18 protein-coding genes and 1 tRNA gene are annotated in these 18,077 nt (G+C 56.2%); 8 read left to right on the forward strand and 11 right to left on the reverse strand.

Annotated features, from left to right (window positions below; genetic code table 11):
* Nucleotides 1-67 precede the first annotated feature (67 nt).
* Together EGJ68_RS18160 and EGJ68_RS14060 are read right to left on the reverse strand one after the other, a co-directional pair.
* Entirely contained in the window at nucleotides 68-397 is a 330-nt protein-coding gene (locus tag EGJ68_RS18160; protein WP_158283674.1) for a hypothetical protein, read from the reverse strand.
* A gap of 138 nt (nucleotides 398-535) precedes the next feature.
* A complete protein-coding gene (locus EGJ68_RS14060; RefSeq protein WP_123035189.1) occupies nucleotides 536-994 on the reverse strand; it encodes a hypothetical protein in 459 nt (152 codons plus the stop codon).
* A gap of 254 nt (nucleotides 995-1,248) precedes the next feature.
* On the opposite strand from EGJ68_RS14060, the gene EGJ68_RS14065 reads away from it, so the two are divergent.
* From EGJ68_RS14065 to EGJ68_RS14100, 8 genes are all read left to right on the forward strand, one after another.
* The gene (locus EGJ68_RS14065) at nucleotides 1,249-2,175 is read left to right on the forward strand and encodes an HDOD domain-containing protein (RefSeq protein WP_233248834.1); all 927 of its coding nucleotides are present in this window, start codon (nucleotides 1,249-1,251) and stop codon (nucleotides 2,173-2,175) included.
* Between the two features lie 334 nt (nucleotides 2,176-2,509).
* On the forward strand, nucleotides 2,510-3,091 hold the full coding sequence (locus EGJ68_RS14070; protein WP_123035190.1) for a TetR/AcrR family transcriptional regulator: 582 nt from the start codon (nucleotides 2,510-2,512) through the stop codon (nucleotides 3,089-3,091).
* A 101-nt stretch (nucleotides 3,092-3,192) separates the two neighbouring features.
* Entirely contained in the window at nucleotides 3,193-4,170 is a 978-nt protein-coding gene (locus EGJ68_RS14075) for an efflux RND transporter periplasmic adaptor subunit (RefSeq protein ID WP_158283675.1), read from the forward strand.
* Complete coding sequence (locus tag EGJ68_RS14080; RefSeq protein ID WP_123035192.1) at nucleotides 4,167-7,241, forward strand: efflux RND transporter permease subunit; 3,075 nt, start codon at nucleotides 4,167-4,169, stop codon at nucleotides 7,239-7,241. Before EGJ68_RS14075 ends, EGJ68_RS14080 begins: the two co-directional genes overlap by 4 nt.
* Nucleotides 7,242-7,250: 9 nt before the next feature.
* On the forward strand, nucleotides 7,251-7,736 hold the full coding sequence (locus tag EGJ68_RS14085; protein WP_158283676.1) for a PaaI family thioesterase: 486 nt from the start codon (nucleotides 7,251-7,253) through the stop codon (nucleotides 7,734-7,736).
* The gene (locus EGJ68_RS14090; protein WP_123035194.1) at nucleotides 7,733-8,218 is read left to right on the forward strand and encodes a PaaI family thioesterase; all 486 of its coding nucleotides are present in this window, start codon (nucleotides 7,733-7,735) and stop codon (nucleotides 8,216-8,218) included. The genes EGJ68_RS14085 and EGJ68_RS14090 overlap by 4 nt, the downstream gene beginning before the upstream one ends.
* A 72-nt stretch (nucleotides 8,219-8,290) precedes the next feature.
* On the forward strand, nucleotides 8,291-9,526 hold the full coding sequence (locus tag EGJ68_RS14095) for a cytochrome P450 (RefSeq protein ID WP_123035195.1): 1,236 nt from the start codon (nucleotides 8,291-8,293) through the stop codon (nucleotides 9,524-9,526).
* Nucleotides 9,523-10,227 carry a transglutaminase-like domain-containing protein gene (locus EGJ68_RS14100; protein ID WP_123035196.1) on the forward strand — a complete coding sequence of 235 codons (705 nt, stop codon included), beginning with the start codon at nucleotides 9,523-9,525 and terminating at the stop codon, nucleotides 10,225-10,227. Before EGJ68_RS14095 ends, EGJ68_RS14100 begins: the two co-directional genes overlap by 4 nt.
* 202 nt (nucleotides 10,228-10,429) lie before the next feature.
* Here EGJ68_RS14100 and EGJ68_RS14105 read toward each other — a convergent pair.
* The 9 genes from EGJ68_RS14105 to thrS all read right to left on the reverse strand — a co-directional run bounded on the left by EGJ68_RS14105 (nucleotide 10,430) and on the right by thrS (nucleotide 18,076).
* Nucleotides 10,430-10,506 (reverse strand) — tRNA-Pro (locus EGJ68_RS14105).
* Between the two features lie 54 nt (nucleotides 10,507-10,560).
* Nucleotides 10,561-10,923, reverse strand: a complete 363-nt coding sequence (locus tag EGJ68_RS14110; protein ID WP_027949002.1) for a MerR family transcriptional regulator — start codon at nucleotides 10,921-10,923, stop codon at nucleotides 10,561-10,563.
* A complete protein-coding gene (gene ihfA, locus EGJ68_RS14115) occupies nucleotides 10,901-11,206 on the reverse strand; it encodes an integration host factor subunit alpha (RefSeq protein WP_101521943.1) in 306 nt (101 codons plus the stop codon). Before ihfA ends, EGJ68_RS14110 begins: the two co-directional genes overlap by 23 nt.
* A 5-nt stretch (nucleotides 11,207-11,211) precedes the next feature.
* The gene (gene pheT, locus EGJ68_RS14120) at nucleotides 11,212-13,611 is read right to left on the reverse strand and encodes a phenylalanine--tRNA ligase subunit beta (RefSeq protein WP_123035197.1); all 2,400 of its coding nucleotides are present in this window, start codon (nucleotides 13,609-13,611) and stop codon (nucleotides 11,212-11,214) included.
* Between the two features lie 21 nt (nucleotides 13,612-13,632).
* Nucleotides 13,633-14,646 (reverse strand): phenylalanine--tRNA ligase subunit alpha, encoded by a 1,014-nt coding sequence (gene pheS, locus EGJ68_RS14125; protein WP_123035198.1) that lies wholly within the window; start codon nucleotides 14,644-14,646, stop codon nucleotides 13,633-13,635.
* Between the two features lie 326 nt (nucleotides 14,647-14,972).
* Nucleotides 14,973-15,329 (reverse strand): 50S ribosomal protein L20, encoded by a 357-nt coding sequence (gene rplT, locus EGJ68_RS14130; protein WP_027949006.1) that lies wholly within the window; start codon nucleotides 15,327-15,329, stop codon nucleotides 14,973-14,975.
* 30 nt (nucleotides 15,330-15,359) lie between these two features.
* A complete protein-coding gene (gene rpmI, locus EGJ68_RS14135) occupies nucleotides 15,360-15,554 on the reverse strand; it encodes a 50S ribosomal protein L35 (RefSeq protein ID WP_123035199.1) in 195 nt (64 codons plus the stop codon).
* A 58-nt stretch (nucleotides 15,555-15,612) separates the two neighbouring features.
* Nucleotides 15,613-16,137: a translation initiation factor IF-3 gene (gene infC / locus EGJ68_RS14140; RefSeq protein ID WP_123035200.1), complete on the reverse strand. Its 525-nt coding sequence runs from the start codon at nucleotides 16,135-16,137 to the stop codon at nucleotides 15,613-15,615.
* A gap of 7 nt (nucleotides 16,138-16,144) precedes the next feature.
* Complete coding sequence (gene thrS / locus EGJ68_RS14145) at nucleotides 16,145-18,076, reverse strand: threonine--tRNA ligase (RefSeq protein WP_123035201.1); 1,932 nt, start codon at nucleotides 18,074-18,076, stop codon at nucleotides 16,145-16,147.
* Nucleotide 18,077: the final 1 nt, after the last annotated feature.

Genomic DNA, 18,077 nt, shown 5'->3' on the forward strand with positions numbered 1-18,077 from the left:
CCCAAGATTCCAGCGCAAACAATACCGGTAGCCCGGGTATCGTGCGCTGCACAGCAAAAGGCCTTGCTCAGATAATTCCGGGAGGCCCCTGGGGTACACGCGAGGAACGTGTGATGTGCAGGCGCAGCGCGCCTGCCGCAAGCGGGAATGCCCTTATGCTCTCCGGGAGAAAAGCCGCAAAAGGCGTGAGGCGAGATGCTACCAGCTCGACATCATCTGGATTATCGAGGGACCGGCTTTCTGCGGGAAGTGCAACGCCCGTATCAAAAAACGGCTCCAGCTGTCCCTGACTCGCCGGCTGCTGCTCCGAGATCAGTAACCCCCCGATCAGGGCGAGCGTTAGCAGCAGGTGATTACCACAGAGTGCAACGGGTGCCAGCCAGCGGATAATAGACATTGTGACTTGATGGACTCGGTCAGCAGATTGGCGTTGTTATACTCGCCTCTCGGGAAGACCGCTAGACGGAATTTTACCGGTTTGCGCGGGAAGCAAGCAGAAGACCGGGGGCAACCCCGGCCTCCGCGATGTCGCCGGTTATTCGCGGAACTTGAGAACCTGTAGCAGTGAGGAACCCTGAACTTCACGGTATTCTGCACGATTACCGCTTTCATCCACCATCGCCTGCTCGCTCTTTTCACTCCACGCGGCGTATTCCTTCTGACGCTTTTCGCCCTCGGCACCACTGGGAACACTCTCAATGATGCGAATGATGTAAAGGTCTGGCTCTCCCTTGCGGGCGTGCACATTAGAGAGTATCACGTAGTCCTTGATCCATCCTTTGGACTTGGCGAACTCACTGTTCTTGCGCCATTCATCCGAGAGCCAATTCGTATATTTCCAACTACCGCCATCCTTTACATCAACTGCCGTAACGTCCCAATAATCGGCGCCGTACATGGGCCATTCTTCCTCCGCCATAGCCTGCGTAGACAGCAGCAGCGATACAGCGCCCAGAACGAGCCCGCCAAAGACATTCTTATTGGTTATTCTCATTGACTGTTTCCTCATGCGGCAAGCCGCATAGTGTGTTTTGCTGTATCGAACTCGGCCACAGCATGGCCGAATTCGAACCCTGGCTGCTTCGCAGCCATAACTGAGTGTAGTCGGGTACAGCAGTTCCCGCGAAGTTTGATGATAGAGGGTATAAGTGGAACCGCACCGCCTATCGCCAGCAGCGCCGGCAGTGCAACACAGGCCGCTTTTTTATTTTATACTCGAGTTAAATAGATGGGGCTCAGGACTACAACATGGGAAAAGTGATACGGGATATTTCCTCCAAGCATCTCAATCCATTTAAAGAGGAGCCGGAGGAGAAGGTGGCGCAGGAGCGGGTCATTGATCAGAACGCGCTGGAATTCGTCAAACAACTTGCCTCCGACCTACAGCAGGGGGAGTTCGACCTTCCGCCCTTCCCCGACACCGCACTGCGAGTACAGCAGTGCATCAGGGACCCTGCGGCGGACAACCGTTCACTCGCTGCCGTGATCGCGACGGAGCCCGCTCTCGCTGCACGACTGATGCGCATGGCAAACTCGGCGCTGATGCGGCGCGGCCCCATGGAAGTCACCGACATACCCACCGCAATCTCGCGCGTCGGCATGACCATGGTACAGAATGCGGCCATGTCTTTTGCCGCCCGGGAGGCCTTCAAGGCCCCGCCCGGCAGTGCCTGCGTCAGCGAGTTGAACAGCTTGCGGCAGACCAGCGTCAAGGTGGCAGCAATCGCCTATGTGCTGGCGAAGGAGGCACCTAGCCTGCGCAAACCCGACGAGGCCATGCTGGCTGGCTTGCTGAGCTCGGTGGGCAAGTTCTACATCTACACCAAGGCCGCCGATCACGTCGAATTGTTCGCCGACCGCCGCGCGCTGGATCGCCTGATCGCACAGTGGCACACCGGCGTCGCTCGCGCCATTGTCGAATCCTGGCAGTTTCCAGATACCGTTGCCCAGGCTGTCGACGAGCAGGAAGTTAAAGAAAAGAACCGCATCGACGGTGCAGACTTGAGCGACGTGTTGCTGATTGCGAACATCATCGCCCGCGCTGGCGTCAAGGCAGCGGAGCACCTTGGGGACCTGGATTCACTGGCGCGGCTGAGAATGGACGCAAATACACTGCGCGCTACGCTGGAAGCCGGCGAGGATGATATTCAGTCGATGATGTCTGCGATGTCGTGAGAAGTAGCGCAAACTGTCGTTGGTACCGCTCAAGTTTCACCGGAGTTCTTGAAAACGCGCGCCTCACATCCATACTAAAGCCGGTCACGACGATGTGGTGTTACTGCAAGAGACGTCCTGATTAAAGATGAGTCGGCGGGGTCGCCCGGTATCGATAATAAATCGATAGTTATTCTGTTTGACAGGTTACCCACAGCAACAAAAAACCGGAGCTGCAAGCCCAACCACCTTAGGGCGCACCGTAACAATAGCTCGGGCGCTCACGCCTACCTGTGTGTTGACTAAGCCCCGGCATCCAGCTAGCATCTTAACGAACGTTTAGTAAGGATTACACATGGAGCAAACTCAAGAGCGCCTACTCAATGTGTCAGCGCAATTATTCTCGAAGCAAGGTTTCACCGGTGTATCAATGCGGGATATCGCCCGGGACGTGGGCATTACGCAGGCTGCAATCTACCACCATTTCTCCAGTAAAGAAGCTCTGTACATCGCGACCGTCACTTACCTGTTTGAGCAACAGACACTAGGAATCAGCGAGAAAATGGCCGCAATAGATGACCCCGCCCAGCGGCTGAAGCTCCTTGTAAGCGCCATGATGGAGGCTACTGCTGAGGATCCAAGATTCAGGCGCATCTACATGCGAGAGCTGCTGGAAGGGGACGAAAAAAAATTAAAAGCTATCGCACAAAGTGCATTTACCGCGTTCTATGAACCCCTGTACGCGCTAATGGGAGAACTGGCCCCCAACACCAATCCACAGCTCCTGATTTTCTCGATGACCGGGATGATTTTCCATCATCTCGACGCGCGCAAGCTAGCCCCTCACTTGCCACATACTGCCGAAGGCGCTACCGCAATTCCTTCGTTGGCGGAACATATCACGAACCTGATTCTGCATGGCGTAACCTCCTCATGAAATGTCTCGTATTGGGCCTTTTCGCGCTGACGCTCTTGGGGTGCGAGGCATCCTCAGGACCTGATGTAGGCGTAACGTCTACGAAGACCGGCACTCGGGTAATGGTCACCAACCCAAAACGACGCTCAATCGAATACACGTTGACGGCACTGGGCTCTGTTGAAAGCATCCATAATCCGACGATATCTGCGGAAACTTCAGGCCGGATCGTCAGCATTGAGGTGAGTGAGGGTCAATCTATCGCGTCACAGCAGCTGCTCGCGACGATAGACGGCACCTTGCACAGCATAGAGGCAGACAAGGCGGCAGGCGAATTAAAGCGCCAACGTGTATTAGTTGAAAACCAGCAGCGCGAAGTCGAACATTTGCAACGATTGGCAAAGTCTCAATCGGTTTCCAAGGATCAATTGGATGATGAGCAATCTCAATTAGAGATGTTGTCAGCGATGCTGGAGGTCGCGAGGAAACAAAGCCAGCAGGCGCTTCACCTTGAATCCAAAACAAAGGTAACAGCGCCCAGGGAAGGGTTAATCGCCAAGCGACACATCTCCAGAGGCGACTACGTCACGCCGGGACAACCCCTATTCGATTTGGTTTCGGTCAGTAAATTACAAGCGAGACTGGCTTTTCCCGAACACCATGCCGCCCGTATTCATGTCGGAAAACACGTAAGACTGGAATCTCCGGCATCTCCAGCGACCGCTGCAGTTGGAATGGTAACCAGCGTAAATCCGCGTATCAATCCGATGAGCCGGGCCCTGAACGTTCTGGTCGAGTTTGACAACCCGGGCGGCTGGTATCCGGGCGCAAGCGTTGACGCCACGATGATATTAGAGCGGCGCCACGACGCCCTGACAATTCCTCTCATCAGTGTCGTTCGACGCGATCACGGCGATGCCGTTTTCGTCGTCGAGGGGGGCCACGCGAATCAGCAACCGGTGAAACTGGGTTGGCGAGAAGAGACTTGGGTGGAGGTACTAGAGGGTCTGGAGGAACGGGACCAGGTGGTCACTGAAGGCTCGGCACTCATTAGCGATGGCAGCCTGCTCAGCATCACGCCCAAGAATTCTGCGCGATGAATTTTGTGAATGTTTTTGTCCGTCGCCGCGTACTGGCATACATGCTCAGCGCCGCCATCATCCTGTTTGGCCTGATAGGATTGCGGGACATCGGACTCGACCGCATGCCCAACGTCAGCCCTCCTGTAGTCACCGTAACCACCGTCAACCCGGGCGCGAGCCCAGAGATAATGGACAGCAGCATCACCAGCGTAATCGAGGCGTCGGTCAATTCGATCTCTGCTATTGACTACGTGCGTTCACGCTCTGTGCCCAGTGTGTCACAAGTGCGGGTCTCGTTCGAACTCAGCAAAGACGCCAACGTTGCATTCAACGAAGTACAGGCAAAGGTTAACCAGGTGATCAACGATCTGCCGGAGGAAGCGGAAACGCCAATCGTGGCCAAGATCGACCCCAATGCTATTCCCGTGATGTGGTTGGTACTGACGGGCGATCGCCCGTTGAACGAACTCAACAGGATAGCGCGACACGAGGTAAAAAAGCTGCTGGAAAACATCGACGGCGTAGGCGAGGTGTTGGTCGGCGGCGGACGTGAGCGCAAGATACGCGTGGATCTCGATCTGGCAAGAATGTCGGCACTGGGATTAACGGCGCAAGATGTCATTGCAGCGTTCGCCCGCGAACATATCCAAATTCCGGGAGGCTACCTGGTGAGCGGCAATCTCGAAAAGCTGCTCCATCTGGACCTGGAGTATCACAGTGTGACGGAACTCGGAAACCTGGTTGTCATCTGGCGTGATCAAATCCCGGTGAAGTTGGGAGAGATTTCAGCTATTAGTGACGGTCTGTCAGACAAACGCAGCCTCGCCGGCTTCAATGGCAGCGAAGGTGTCGCAATCGGTATTCAAAAAGTGCAGAACGCGAATACAGTAGCGTTGGTGCGCGAGGTATCTGCACGGCTTGACGAGATTGTCAGGCCATCTTTAGCCGATGGCGTGGAGTTGATCGTCGCGACTGATGAATCCGACATAATTGAGGCTACAGTAACAGCTCTTAAAAATCACGTAATGGAGGGCACTCTTCTTGCAGCGCTCGTGGTGCTGTTCTATCTGTTAAATCTTCCGGCAACCCTGATCATTGCCACTGCTATCCCGGTCTCCCTCGCCGGCGCCGTGGTGGTCATGTACTTCGGTGATTACACTTTCAACATTATGACCCTGTCGGGTCTACTACTTCTCATAGGGGTGGTGGTCGATGATGCCATCGTTGTGCTGGAGAATATTCACCGACAACATGACCTAAATAATGTCAGTCCAGAACAGGCTGCGAGCGTGGGCACTCGCGAGGTGCTGTTTCCCGTTATCGCAGCATCCCTGACGCTGGTTTGCATGTTCACGGCTGTGATTTTCATGCCAGGTATGGTCGGTATCTTCATGCGTTCTTTTGCCGTAGTTGTAGTGGTCGGCGTGATAGCGTCTCTGTTTGTGTCCCTGACGCTTACACCGGCCTTGTGCGCGCGCTTCCTGGTCGCGCGCAGCAACGATGGAAACCGGCTAGTCAGTTCATTACAACGCTTTCATTCGTGGACAGACACAGTGTACGGCACTGCACTGAGCTGGTGTCTACAGTACCGCTGGGTAGTGGTAATGGCTACCGCATTGGTGGTGCTGAGCAGCGGGTTTTTTGCCCAGAAACTGGGCGCGGAGTTTTTTCCGGAAGACGATGAATCCAGATTCATGATCACCGTGAAAGCACCCATTGGTTCCTCCGTGGAATATATGCAATCGAAAATCGACCAGGTTGAAGCACTCGTCACACGCCACGAAGAAGTGAAACACATATTCACCACCATCGGTTCGGCAAATTCTGACGACGTAAATGAGGGCACAGTCAACGTTATGCTTCAACCGAAAGCATCGCGCGACACTTCCCAACGAGAGGTAATGAACCAGATACGTAAAGAGCTGCTATCCATACCCGGGCTGCAGTCCTACGTAGCAAATTTTCCATTTATTTCCGGCATGAGTGACGCGCCCCTTCAGGTCTATGTTAGCGGCCCCGACTTCTACGAACTCGCGCGGCTGTCACGGCTAGTATTCGAACAATTGGCGGAGATACCGGGAATGGGTGATATCCGTATGGATCTGCAGCTGGATCGGCCGATGCTGCGCTTTGAGATAGACCGCAATCGCGCCAAGGCGCTGGGCATCGACAGCAGTACACTCGGTGATTCCCTACGCGTTCTGGCCGGCGGTGCCGACATCGCGAAATACAGTGAAGTGCCGGGAGACGGAGAACGCTACGATATTCGTGTCGCAGCGCAGCGTGCGGAGATGCGGAATGCTGATGATCTAAAAAACATTTATCTGCGGGGCCCCACGGGAAACCTTGTTCGTCTCGATTCGGTGGTGGGTATTTTTGAGGACTACGGGCCCGCCGCAGTAAATCGCATGAATCTCAACTTTGCCGCCGAGTATCTCAGTACGCCGGACGTATCACTCGCTGAAGCGATGGTTATGCTGCGCCGCGTCACCGAAAAAACGCTGACACCTGGATACAGACTCGTGCTTGGGGGACAGGCAGATGAACTTGAGAAATCGAAGGGCTACTTGCTATTTTTATTCGGCACTGGCCTCTTGTTGATCTACATGGTTCTGGCTAGTCAATTCAACTCCTTTCTACAGCCAGTATTGGTCATGCTCGCGCAACCACTCGCGATCGTCGGCGGCGTATTCGCCCTTTGGGTGACGGACTACACCCTCAGCATTTATTCAATGATTGGTTTAATTCTATTAGTGGGCCTGGTATCGAAGAATTCGATTTTACTAGTGGACCTGATCAACCGTTATCGAGAGGAAGGTATGGATACCCGAACCGCAATTGGAACCGCATGCCCGAGACGAATGCGTCCGGTACTCATGACTTCCTTGACGGTTGTGCTGGCAATGTCTCCGGCTGCACTGGGCGTTGGTGCAGGCGCGGGACAATACGGTCCTCTTGCGGTGGCGGTGATTGGCGGCGTGATCAGTTCAACTCTGTTGACGCTGGTTGTGGTTCCAGTCGCCTACTCATTGTTGGCACCATGGTTAAAGATCGCTGACGTCCGCGAAACACGCGAAAAACCGCTATAGGAGATATTCGTGTCCACACTCTCTGCCAGTGCAAAAGCGAAGCTTATCACCGGGATATCCGGCTTTATTCCACATACCCACTTACAGGGTATTTGTCTGGAAGAGATAAATGGAGAAGAGTTAACCTTAAGATTGCCTTTTCGGAATGAGTTAGTCGGAAACCCCGAGACCGGCACCATCCATGGTGGTGCCCTCACAGTGCTGCTGGATCACACGCTCGGTGTAGCCAGCCTTTGCTGCGATCAGCTTGGCACCACTATTACGCCTACATTAGACCTACGAATCGACCATCTGGGAGTCGCTCCAGCAGGCAAAGACATTTTCGCCGTGGGCCGGGTTTACCACGTAACGCGCAGAATCGTATTCTCTGACGGATTTGCTTACTGTGAATCCCGGGACAAGCCCATAGCCAAAGCCACTGGCACGTGGGTATTCATGCCCGAGTTGGATATCTCCCAGATATTGACCTCAACTGATTTGGGCACGCAGCTATGACGCTATCACAAATCATACGTCAGCAGCCGAATGCCACTACGCTGCAGCGCTGGCTTAAAAAAGTGCCGTACGCCGCGTACCTAGGTATCAAAGCCGAGGTCAATGACAATGATATTCGGTTTATCCTGCCCGAAGACGGCAAACTGATCGGCAACCCTACTCTGCCTGCGATTCACGGCGGTGTGGTGGGTGCTTTTATGGAACAGGCGGCCGCGTTCCACCTGATAGCTAAAATGGATAAACCAGTATTACCCACGATTATTAACTTTTCCCTAGACTATCTACGTCCCGCTCGGCTATGTGACACCTACGCCCAATGCACCCTGACACGACAAGGGCGTTATATCGGCAATGTCAGCGTCATAGCTTGGCAAGAACAATACGAAGAGCCCACCGCTATCGCTCGCGCTCATTTTTTAATACGTGAAAGAGAAACTATCAGCTGCACGATCGAGTCGCCGGACGTTCCGCAGGGTCAATAAGCTCACGCACAACGACACAGACTCTCACGGGTTGCTTCAGATGCCCAACCCATCAATACAGAGGTATGTACTATGTATACTGAATTCCCATTTCTCTCAGCTGAGTATGCAGCACACCCTCAACCCTTCTGGGAAAAACTGAGAGACTCAGACCCTGTCCATTACGCGAAGGACTACGGCTTTTGGGTCATTTCCAGGCATAGGGACATTCTTGAAATGCTCAAGGACCCCCACACCTATTCATCAGCCGGTGGCCCGGGCGGTGGATTGACGGCAGGAAATGATGGCGCTCCGGAAAAAGACAATGGCGGTATAGGGTTCTTACCTATGATCCAGAATGATCCACCGGAACACACAAGAGTACGCTCAATATTTGCCAACGCTTTTACACCAAAGCGAATCGCCGAAATGGAACCGACGGTAGTCGCTATCGCCAACAACTTACTAGCAGAAATTCATGAAAAAATTCGCGACGGAAGAGACCTCGATCTAGTAGACGATTTTGCCAGCCCTCTACCGGTCTATGTCATCGCACAGATGATGGGAATTCCTTTGTCGGAGCGACACAAATTACGCATGTGGTCCGATTCACTAGCAATCGGCGCAGACGAAGCGTACACCCTTGAACAAAAACTTGGCTCCCGCAAGCAAATGACCGCGACCCTGAGCGCCATTATTTCGAAAGCCCGTGACAAGCCGCAGGGAGATACCCTTATCAGTGCCATGCTCAATGCTTCGGAGAAAGGAGAGAATCTACACCCAGGCGAAATATTAGGTCTGAGTAAGCTGTTGTGGCTCGCAGGAAATGAAACCACCACCAATCTGATCAGCAACGGTACTGTATTTCTACTGAATAACACCGAAGTATTGGAGGAATTGCGGCGTGACAAAAAGCTTATTCCTGAATTTGTTGAGGAAATGTTGCGCTTCAACGGCCCTGTAATGGGTCTGTTTCGTAACGCTACAAGGGACGTTGAGTTTAGAGGCAAAGCTATCAGGAAAGGAGACACGCTTTGGCTGCTCTTCTCGTCAGGGAATCTTGACTCACGCGCTTACGATGCACCCGAGAGATTTGACCTCCATCGCCGGAACAGAAATCATTTGGCGCTGGGAAAAGGAGTACATTTTTGTATGGGCTCAGCGCTAGCTCGACTTGAAGCGAGAGTTGCTTTTGAAACGATTGTCGATCTAATTCCCTATATGAAGTTGAGCTTTGAGAATGGCAAACGAATTCCCGTACCCGTACTCAGTGGTTGGATAAAGCTTCCCATGTCTATAAGTCGCAACGCCATAGAGGGTGCTCCATGAGAAACTCTGCAGAAGTGAGAAAATATCTGGAACCGAGTCTCACGGTTGACAGTTCCAACCCTGCCATAGGTAATTGCGCCGACAATTTACTCGACGCTAATACCGACACCGTGGAGAACGCGCAAAGACTCTATTACTGGGTGCGCGATAGCATACGTTACAACCCTTACGGAATTGACCTTGACCCCGCCATGTTGTCCGCCAGTCACACTCTAAAATCTGGAGAGGGATGGTGTGTCCCCAAAGCGATACTTCTAGCGGCGCTTTGTCGATATGCCGGTATACCCGCCCGCTTGGGGTTTTCGGATGTTCGCAACCACTTGTCAACTGAACGCTTGCGTTCGACCATGGGGACGGATATTTTCTATTTTCACGGTTACACGTCCTTGTATCTCGGCGGACGTTGGGTAAAAGCAACGCCGGCGTTCAACATTGAACTGTGCGACAAGTTCGGGCTCAAACCACTGGAATTCGACGGACGTATCGACAGCTTGTATCACGAGTATGACAATGCCGGGAATCGGCATATGCAGTATCTAAATGACCGCGGGGAATTCCTCGATATTCCACTTAAGGACATGACTGCTGTATTCAGAGAGAAATATGCGTCTGCCCTGTCAGGACATGTGGGTAAACTCTCAGCCAGACTTGACTCTGCACAATGGGATGCAGATGTTGCGCATGAGACCGACGAACGGTGACCCCACTTTACAATGGCGTTCTCAACGGATCTAGTGAATATCGACCCATCCCACGTTAACTGGGTAGAGCCGTATGATCTAGGATTCTTTGACGAGGATGTGGGGCGGGTAGAACCCGCTACCAATCCCTTCGTACCGGGACTGTAAACCATGTGCCCGGTATGATCTGTAAAGGATGTCTCCGGTACAGACCATGGAAAATTGGTCGGGACGGCAGGATTTGAACCTGCGACCACCACACCCCCAGTGTGGTGCGCTACCAGGCTGCGCTACGCCCCGAGAAGTCGCGAATGCGAGGCCGGCATTATACTGAATGGGCCTCTGATGACAAGCCTATTTACCCGGCGCGAGCACCTTGAGTACATCTTCCAGCTCTTCAATGGTCTCTTTGATAACCGCCTGCATATCCAGCTGCAGCGCATCGGGCTCTTCAGTGGTCATGCGCTGGCGCGCGCCACCGATGGTGTAGCCCTGATCGTAAAGCAGGCTGCGGATCTGGCGGATGGTAAGCACGTCTTCACGCTGGTAATAGCGGCGATTGCCGCGGCGCTTGACCGGCTTGAGCTGCGGAAACTCCTGCTCCCAGTAGCGCAGCACGTGCGGCTTCACCGCACACAGCTCGCTCACTTCGCCAATGGTGAAGTAGCGCTTGCCCGGGATGGCGGGTAATTCGTTATTGTGACTCGGTTCCAGCATATTCTTCTACTCGCGCCTTCAACTTTTGCCCTGGACGGAAAGTGACTACCCGCCGCGCTGAAATGGGAATTTCCTCCCCCGTTTTGGGGTTGCGACCGGGACGCTGGCTTTTGTCGCGCAGATCGAAATTACCAAAGCCCGAAAGCTTCACCTGCTCGTTGCCCTCCAGGCTGGCACGGATTTCCTCGAAAAACAGCTCCACAATCTCCTTGGCCTCACGTTTGTTGAGCCCCAGCTCTTCAAACAGGCGTTCGGCCATTTCGGATTTGGTGAGAGCGGTCATCGTCTTTACAGCGCCTGGTTCCTGAGCTCAGCGTTATAGTTTTTTTCCAATGAATCAATGACTTGTTTCATGGACTGGTTAACCACATCGTCGCTTAGAGTGCGCGATTGGTCCCTGAAAGTCAAACCAAATGCAAGGCTTTTTCGTTTAGGATCAATACCTTTGCCTTCATAGACATCAAACAACCTTAACTGACGCAGGTAAACGCCTGCCGACGCTCTCACATTCTGCATCAGCTCCGCCGCCGGTACGTGCTTGTCGACAATAATCGCGATGTCTCGCCTGACTTCCGGGAAGCGGGACAGCTCGCTGAAGGCGGGCAGCTGCGCCGCCAGCAGTGCATCCAGGTCCAGCTCACAGGCCAACACCGGCCCCGGGATATCGAGCGCGCCCAGCACGTCCGGGTGCAGCGCGCCTACCACGCCGACCTGCTCACCGTTGCGACTGATGGCCGCTGTCTGCCCCGGATGCAATGCCGGGTGCGTCGCCGCGGCAAACGTGAACTGCTCGGCACAGCGCCCGAGGCCCAGCAGGCTCTCGAGATCACCCTTGATGTCATAGAAATCCGCCGCCCCGGACGCCACCGACCACGACTCGTCGAAGCGGCGACCGCTGACCACCATCCCCAGTGATGGAGACTGGCGCAGCCCCTGCAATCCATTGCCCTCGCCACCGGGGATAAAGCGCAACCCGGTCTCGAACAGGCGCACGCGCGGCTGCTGCCGATGGACACTGCGCTGCACAGCGCTGACCAATCCCGGCAACAGGCTGCTGCGCATCACGCCCATTTCCGCGGAGATGGGGTTCTCGAGGGCGATAGGGGTCACATCAGGATCAAACAGCTGTTGCAGTTTGCGGTCGACAAAACTGTAGGTGATGGCCTCGCGATACCCGCGCGCGCTCAAGTGGCGGCGCACACCCCGCAGGGAGAGCTGTGTTTCCGGCTGGGCGGGAATCACCAGGTCCGCCTGTACGTGGCTCACGGGCAAGCGGTTGTAGCCATACACCCGCGCCAGCTCTTCCAGGAGATCCGCCTCGATGCTGATATCAAAACGCCAGCTGGGTACGCTGCAGCACCAGCCTTCTGCCACAGTCGTCACACCGAGCCCGAGGCCAGCCAGGATACGGTCCACCTCCCCATCCGCGAGCTCAAAGCCCAGCAGGCGGCGGATACGTGCGCGGCGCAGCACGACATCGGGGCGTGCGGGCAGATGCGCTTCGGACACAGCCTCGGTCACCGGGCCGGCCTCCCCGCCTACAACGTCCAGAATCAGTTGCGTGGCGCGCTCCAGCGCAGCGCGCTGCAGGTTGAAGTCGACACCGCGCTCGAAACGGTGTGAGGAATCGGTGTGCAAGCCGTAGCGGCGCGCCTCACCCGCCAGGTAGTCCGGTGAGAAAAACGCCGACTCCAGAAACAGGTGCTGGGTGCTGCTTCCCACCGAACTCGGTTCGCCGCCCATGATCCCCGCCAGGGCCAGCGGTGCACTGTTGTCTGCAATCACCAGCGTATCGGCGCGCAGCTCTGCAACCTGACCATCAAGCAGCTGCAGGGACTCCCCCTCCCGCGCCGTACGCACCACAATGCCCTGCTCCAGCTTGTCCAGGTCGAAAGCGTGCATCGGTTGGCCCAGCTCGAGGAGGATATAATTGGTGACATCCACCACCGCATCAATACTGCGCAATCCACAACGACGTAACTTTTCCTGCAGCCAGAGGGGTGATGGCCGCGACACATCCACATTGCGGATTACCCGCCCCGCATAGCGCGGGCAGCGCTCCGCTGCCTCCAGGCTTACCGTCAGGGAATCGGTAATCGTTGCCGGCACCGGCTCACAGAGCACAGCCGCAACCGGTAAATTGTTCAGCAGGCCGACTTCGCGGGCGATGCCGGCGATGCCCAGGCAATCTGCGCGATTGGGCGTGAGACCAATTTCGATGAGGTGATCATCCAGCTGCAGATACTCACGCAAATCGGCGCCTGGGGGCGCATCAGCCGGCAATTCCATCAGGCCTTCGCTGGCCTCCGACAGGCCCAGCTCGGCTTCGGCGCAGAGCATGCCCCGCGACTCAACGCCGCGCAGCTTGGCTTTCTTGATTTTGAAATCACCCGGCAGCAACGCGCCCACTTGCGCCAGTGGCACCTTGATGCCGGCGCGGGCATTGGGTGCCCCGCAGACAATCTGCACGGTCTCCGCCCCTGCATTGACGGTGCACACCCGCAGCTTGTCGGCATCGGGGTGTTGCACCGCCTCAAGGATTTCGGCCACCACCACGTTGCTGAACTGGCCCGCGACGGGCTCGATAGCATCCACTTCCAGCCCGGCCATGGTGATCTGGTGCGCCAGTTCCTCGGTCGATAGCGATGGATTTACCCACTCACGGAGCCATTGTTCGCTGATTTTCACTGATCGTTTCTCCGTGGTCTGCTAGAACTGCTCAAGGAAGCGCAGGTCGTTTTCAAAGAACAGGCGCAAGTCGTTCACGCCATAACGCAACATCGCCAGGCGCTCGACCCCCATGCCAAAGGCAAAGCCGGTGTAGCGTTCGGGGTCGATGCCTGAACCTTCAAGCACCCGGGGGTGCACCATGCCGCAGCCCATCACCTCAAGCCAGCCAGTCTGGCTGCACACCCGACAGCCGGCACCCGCACAATTCACGCACTGGATATCCACCTCTGCCGATGGCTCGGTGAACGGGAAATAGGAGGGACGAAAGCGCACGGACAGGTCTTCCTCGAAAAACACGCGCAGGAAGTCTTCAATCAGGCCCTTGAGGTCGGCGAAACTGGAACGTTCATCCACCAGCAGCCCTTCGACCTGATGAAACATGGGCGTGTGGGTCAGGTCCGAATCGCAGCGGTATACTCGCCCGGGGCAAATCACCCGCAGGGGAGGCTGGCTGTTCTCCATGACCCGCACCTGCACGGGCGAGGTGTGGGTACGCAGCACCGTGGTGGGGTCGACGTAGAAGGTGTCGTGCATGGCGCGGGCCGGGTGGTGAGCCGGAATATTCAGCGCTTCGAAGTTGTGGTAGTCGTCCTCGATCTCTGGCCCTTCGACCACCTCGAAGCCGACCGCCGCGAAAAAATCTTCCATGCGTTCGATGGTACGGGTGACGGGGTGAATGCCGCCGGTGCTCTGGCCCCGGCCGGGGAGCGTCACGTCGAGGGTTTCACGACCGAGTTGCTCGGCGAGGGCGGCGGCTTCCAGCGCCGCCTTGCGCTCGTTGATCAGCGCCTGCAGTTCCTGCTTGACCACATTGATCCTGGCGCCCGCTGCTGGCCGCTCTTCGGCGGAGAGCTGGCCAAGGCCTTTGAGCAGTTCGGTAACGCGCCCTTTTTTGCCGAGGAAGTCGACGCGCAGCTGCTCGAGTGCGGCACTGTCGCCGGCACCGGCAATGGCGCTTTTGGCCTCTTCAGCCAGGGGGGTCAGGTTGTCCATGTGTTCTCACATTCTGCTGTTGGTGTGTTCACGGTTGGTGGTTGAGACCAAGCTCGCGCCGGGGCTGCCCTACGCTAAGGTGAGGGAGCATTGGCGCCGTCCACGGGGGATAGCTGCGCTTTGCGGGACGCGCCGTGAATACGTCCATGTAGGCTCGGTGGCGACATCCTTGTCGCCAACGGTCCCGCAAAACGCAGCTATCCCCCGCGGACTCCCTCCGTGCTTGCGATGTAGGTCCGATAAACAAAAAAGGGAAAGAGCTTTGCCCTTTCCCTTTTCTGGTCTTACACGTATCACCAGCGAGCCGCGCAAGCGGCAGGGCGGGCTCAGGCCAATGCGGCCTTCGCTTGCTCCACAATCGCTGCAAAAGCCGGTTTGTCATGCACCGCCAGGTCCGACAGGACGCGACGATCCAGGCCGATATCGGCTTTCTTCAAACCGTTGATCAGGCGGCTGTAGCTCAGGCCGTTGGCACGGGACTGGGCGTTGATACGCGTGATCCACAGCGCGCGAAACTGACGCTTGCGCTGACGGCGGTCACGGTATGCATACTGGCCGGCCTTGGTAACAGCTTGTTTGGCAACACGAAACACTCGGCTGCGGGCACCATAGTAACCCTTGGCCTGTTTCAGGATCTTCTTGTGACGGCGATGAGCCGTTACACCACGTTTTACGCGAGGCATAGTCTACTCCTAAGGTCAGATGGTTGAGCGTCAGCAGGCCCGCATCATGCGGTCTACGTGCACCTTGTCGCTGGCGTGAACCATGGAGGTTCCGCGCAGCTGGCGCTTACGCTTGGTGGTCATCTTGGTCAGGATGTGGCTTTTGTAAGCGCTTTTGCGCTTATAGCCGCCAGCCGTTTTCTTGAAACGCTTGGCTGCCCCGCTGTGAATTTTTGCTTTTGGCATCGTCAGATACTCCGCATTGGCATCAATAAAAAGTGAAGAAAAAAGGCATTCACAGGCCCTAGTTCTTCTTCTTGGGTGCGATCACCATGGTCAACTGTCGGCCTTCCATTTTCGGGAATTGCTCGACAGAGCCCAATTCGGCCAGATCAGCTTCTACCCGTTTGAGTAGCTCCATGCCGATTTCCTGGTGAGCCATTTCACGACCGCGAAACCGCAGCGTGACCTTGGCCTTATCGCCTTGCTCGAGAAAACGCACCAGGTTGCGTAGTTTTACCTGGTAGTCTCCTTCCTCCGTCCCTGGACGAAACTTCATTTCCTTTACTTGTGTACGTTTCTGCTTCTTCTTCTGCAGGTTCTTCTGCTTCTTCGCTTCGAAGATGTGCTTCCCGTAGTCCATCACCTTGCAGACCGGGGGATCAGAATCCGCGATCAACACGAGGTCCTGACCCGCGCGCTCCGCGACAGCCAAGGCCTCTTGCAGGGGCACAATGCCTACCTGCTCACCCTCCGGGCCAACAAGGCGCACCGGACTGACAGTAATCTGGTCATTTATCAGGGCTTTTTTGGAGGCGCCCTTTCCCATGTCTTTCTTAATGCTGATTCTCCAATACAATACGGCCGCGACGCGCCACATCGTCGGTGATCAGCGCCTCTAGCGCTTCCAGGCTCAATGAACCCAGATCTTCACCACGACGGGACCTCACGGCCACAGTCTGTGTTTCCACCTCTTTGTCCCCGACCACTAACAGGAAGGGCACCTTGCGGAGAGTGTGCTCGCGGATTTTAAAGCCGATCTTCTCATTTCTCAAGTCCGATTGAACCCGAAAGCCCTTGTTTTTCAAGGAATCTTCCACAAACCGGGCATAATCAGCCTGTTTATCGGTAATATTCAGCACCACGGCCTGGGTTGGTGCCAGCCAGGTGGGGAACACACCTTCGTAGTGCTCGATGAGAATCCCGATGAACCGCTCGAAGGAACCGAGTATCGCGCGGTGCAGCATGACCGGCACCTGGCGCGAACCGTCCTCTGCCACGTACTGCGCACCGAGGCGACCGGGCATGGAGAAGTCCACCTGGATGGTGCCCAGCTGCCAGACCCGCCCGATACAGTCTTTCAATGAAAATTCAATTTTCGGGCCGTAAAACGCGCCCTCTCCCGGCAACTCCTGCCAGGGCAGCTCATGCGCGTCCAGCGCATCGGCCAGGGCCTTTTCCGCGCGGTCCCAGTCGGCATCCGAGCCGACGCGCTGTTCCGGACGGGTAGACAGCCGGTAGATCACCTCGCTGAACCCGAAGTCGGCATACACGGCGTGCAGGAAGTCGATGAACGATGCCACCTCGGGCTGGATCTGCTCTTCGGTGCAGAAAATGTGCGCGTCATCCTGAGTGAAACCGCGTACCCGCATTATGCCGTGCAAGGAGCCGGAGGGCTCATTGCGATGGCAGCTGCCGAACTCGGCCAGCCGCAGCGGCAGGTCGCGGTAAGACTTCAAACCCTGGTTGAATACCTGCACGTGGCAGGGGCAGTTCATCGGTTTGACCGCGAACTGGCGATCCTCTGACTGCAGGGTGAACATGTCGTCGCCAAACTTGTCGGCGTGCCCGGAGCGCTCCCACAACGACATATCAACCAGCTGCGGCGTGCGGATTTCCTGATAGCCGTGCGCACGCTGAGCCTGACGCATATATTGTTCGATAGCCTGATACAGGGTCCAGCCATCCGGGTGCCAGAACACCATGCCGGGAGCCTCTTCCTGGGTGTGAAACAGGTCCAGCTTCTTGCCGATCTTGCGGTGGTCGCGTTTTTCCGCCTCTTCGATACGGGTCAGGTATTCGTTGAGCTGCTTCTTGTTCGCCCACGCCGTACCATAAATGCGCTGCAGCATTTCGTTGTTGGAATCGCCGCGCCAGTAGGCACCCGCTACCTTGGTGAGCTTGAACGCCTTGAGTTTGCCAGTGCTGGGCACATGCGGGCCGCGGCAAAGATCCATCCAGGGACCCTGCTGGTAGATGGACAGCTCCTCCCCCTGCGGCAGCGCCTCGATGATTTGCACCTTGTAGTGCTCGCCCATGTTGCGAAACAACTCGATGGCCCGCTCGCGGCTCATGACCACACGCTGCACGGGCAGGTCGTCGGCGACGATCTGCTCCATGCGTTGCTCAATCTTCTGCAGATCTTCGGGGGTGAAGTGGTGTCCGCTGGCAAAGTCGTAGTAGAAGCCGTCTTCAATCACCGGCCCGATGGTCACCTGCGTACCGGGGAAGAGCTCTTGCACTGCCATGGCCAGCAAGTGCGCTGTGGAGTGACGAATAACCTCGAGGCCCGCCGCATCGCGCTCGGTGATAATCGCCAGGCTCGCATCACCGTCAATAACGTGGCTGGTATCGACCTCGCGCCCATCCACCACACCGGCGAGGGCCGCTTTAGCAAGGCCAGGGCCAATGGCACTGGCGACATCGTGAACGGAGACGGGGCTGTCAAACTGACGTTGGCTTCCGTCGGGGAGGGTAATAGAAGGCATG

The organism is Haliea alexandrii (assembly GCF_003719295.1).
GTDB classification, from domain to species: Bacteria; Pseudomonadota; Gammaproteobacteria; order Pseudomonadales; family Halieaceae; genus Haliea; species Haliea alexandrii.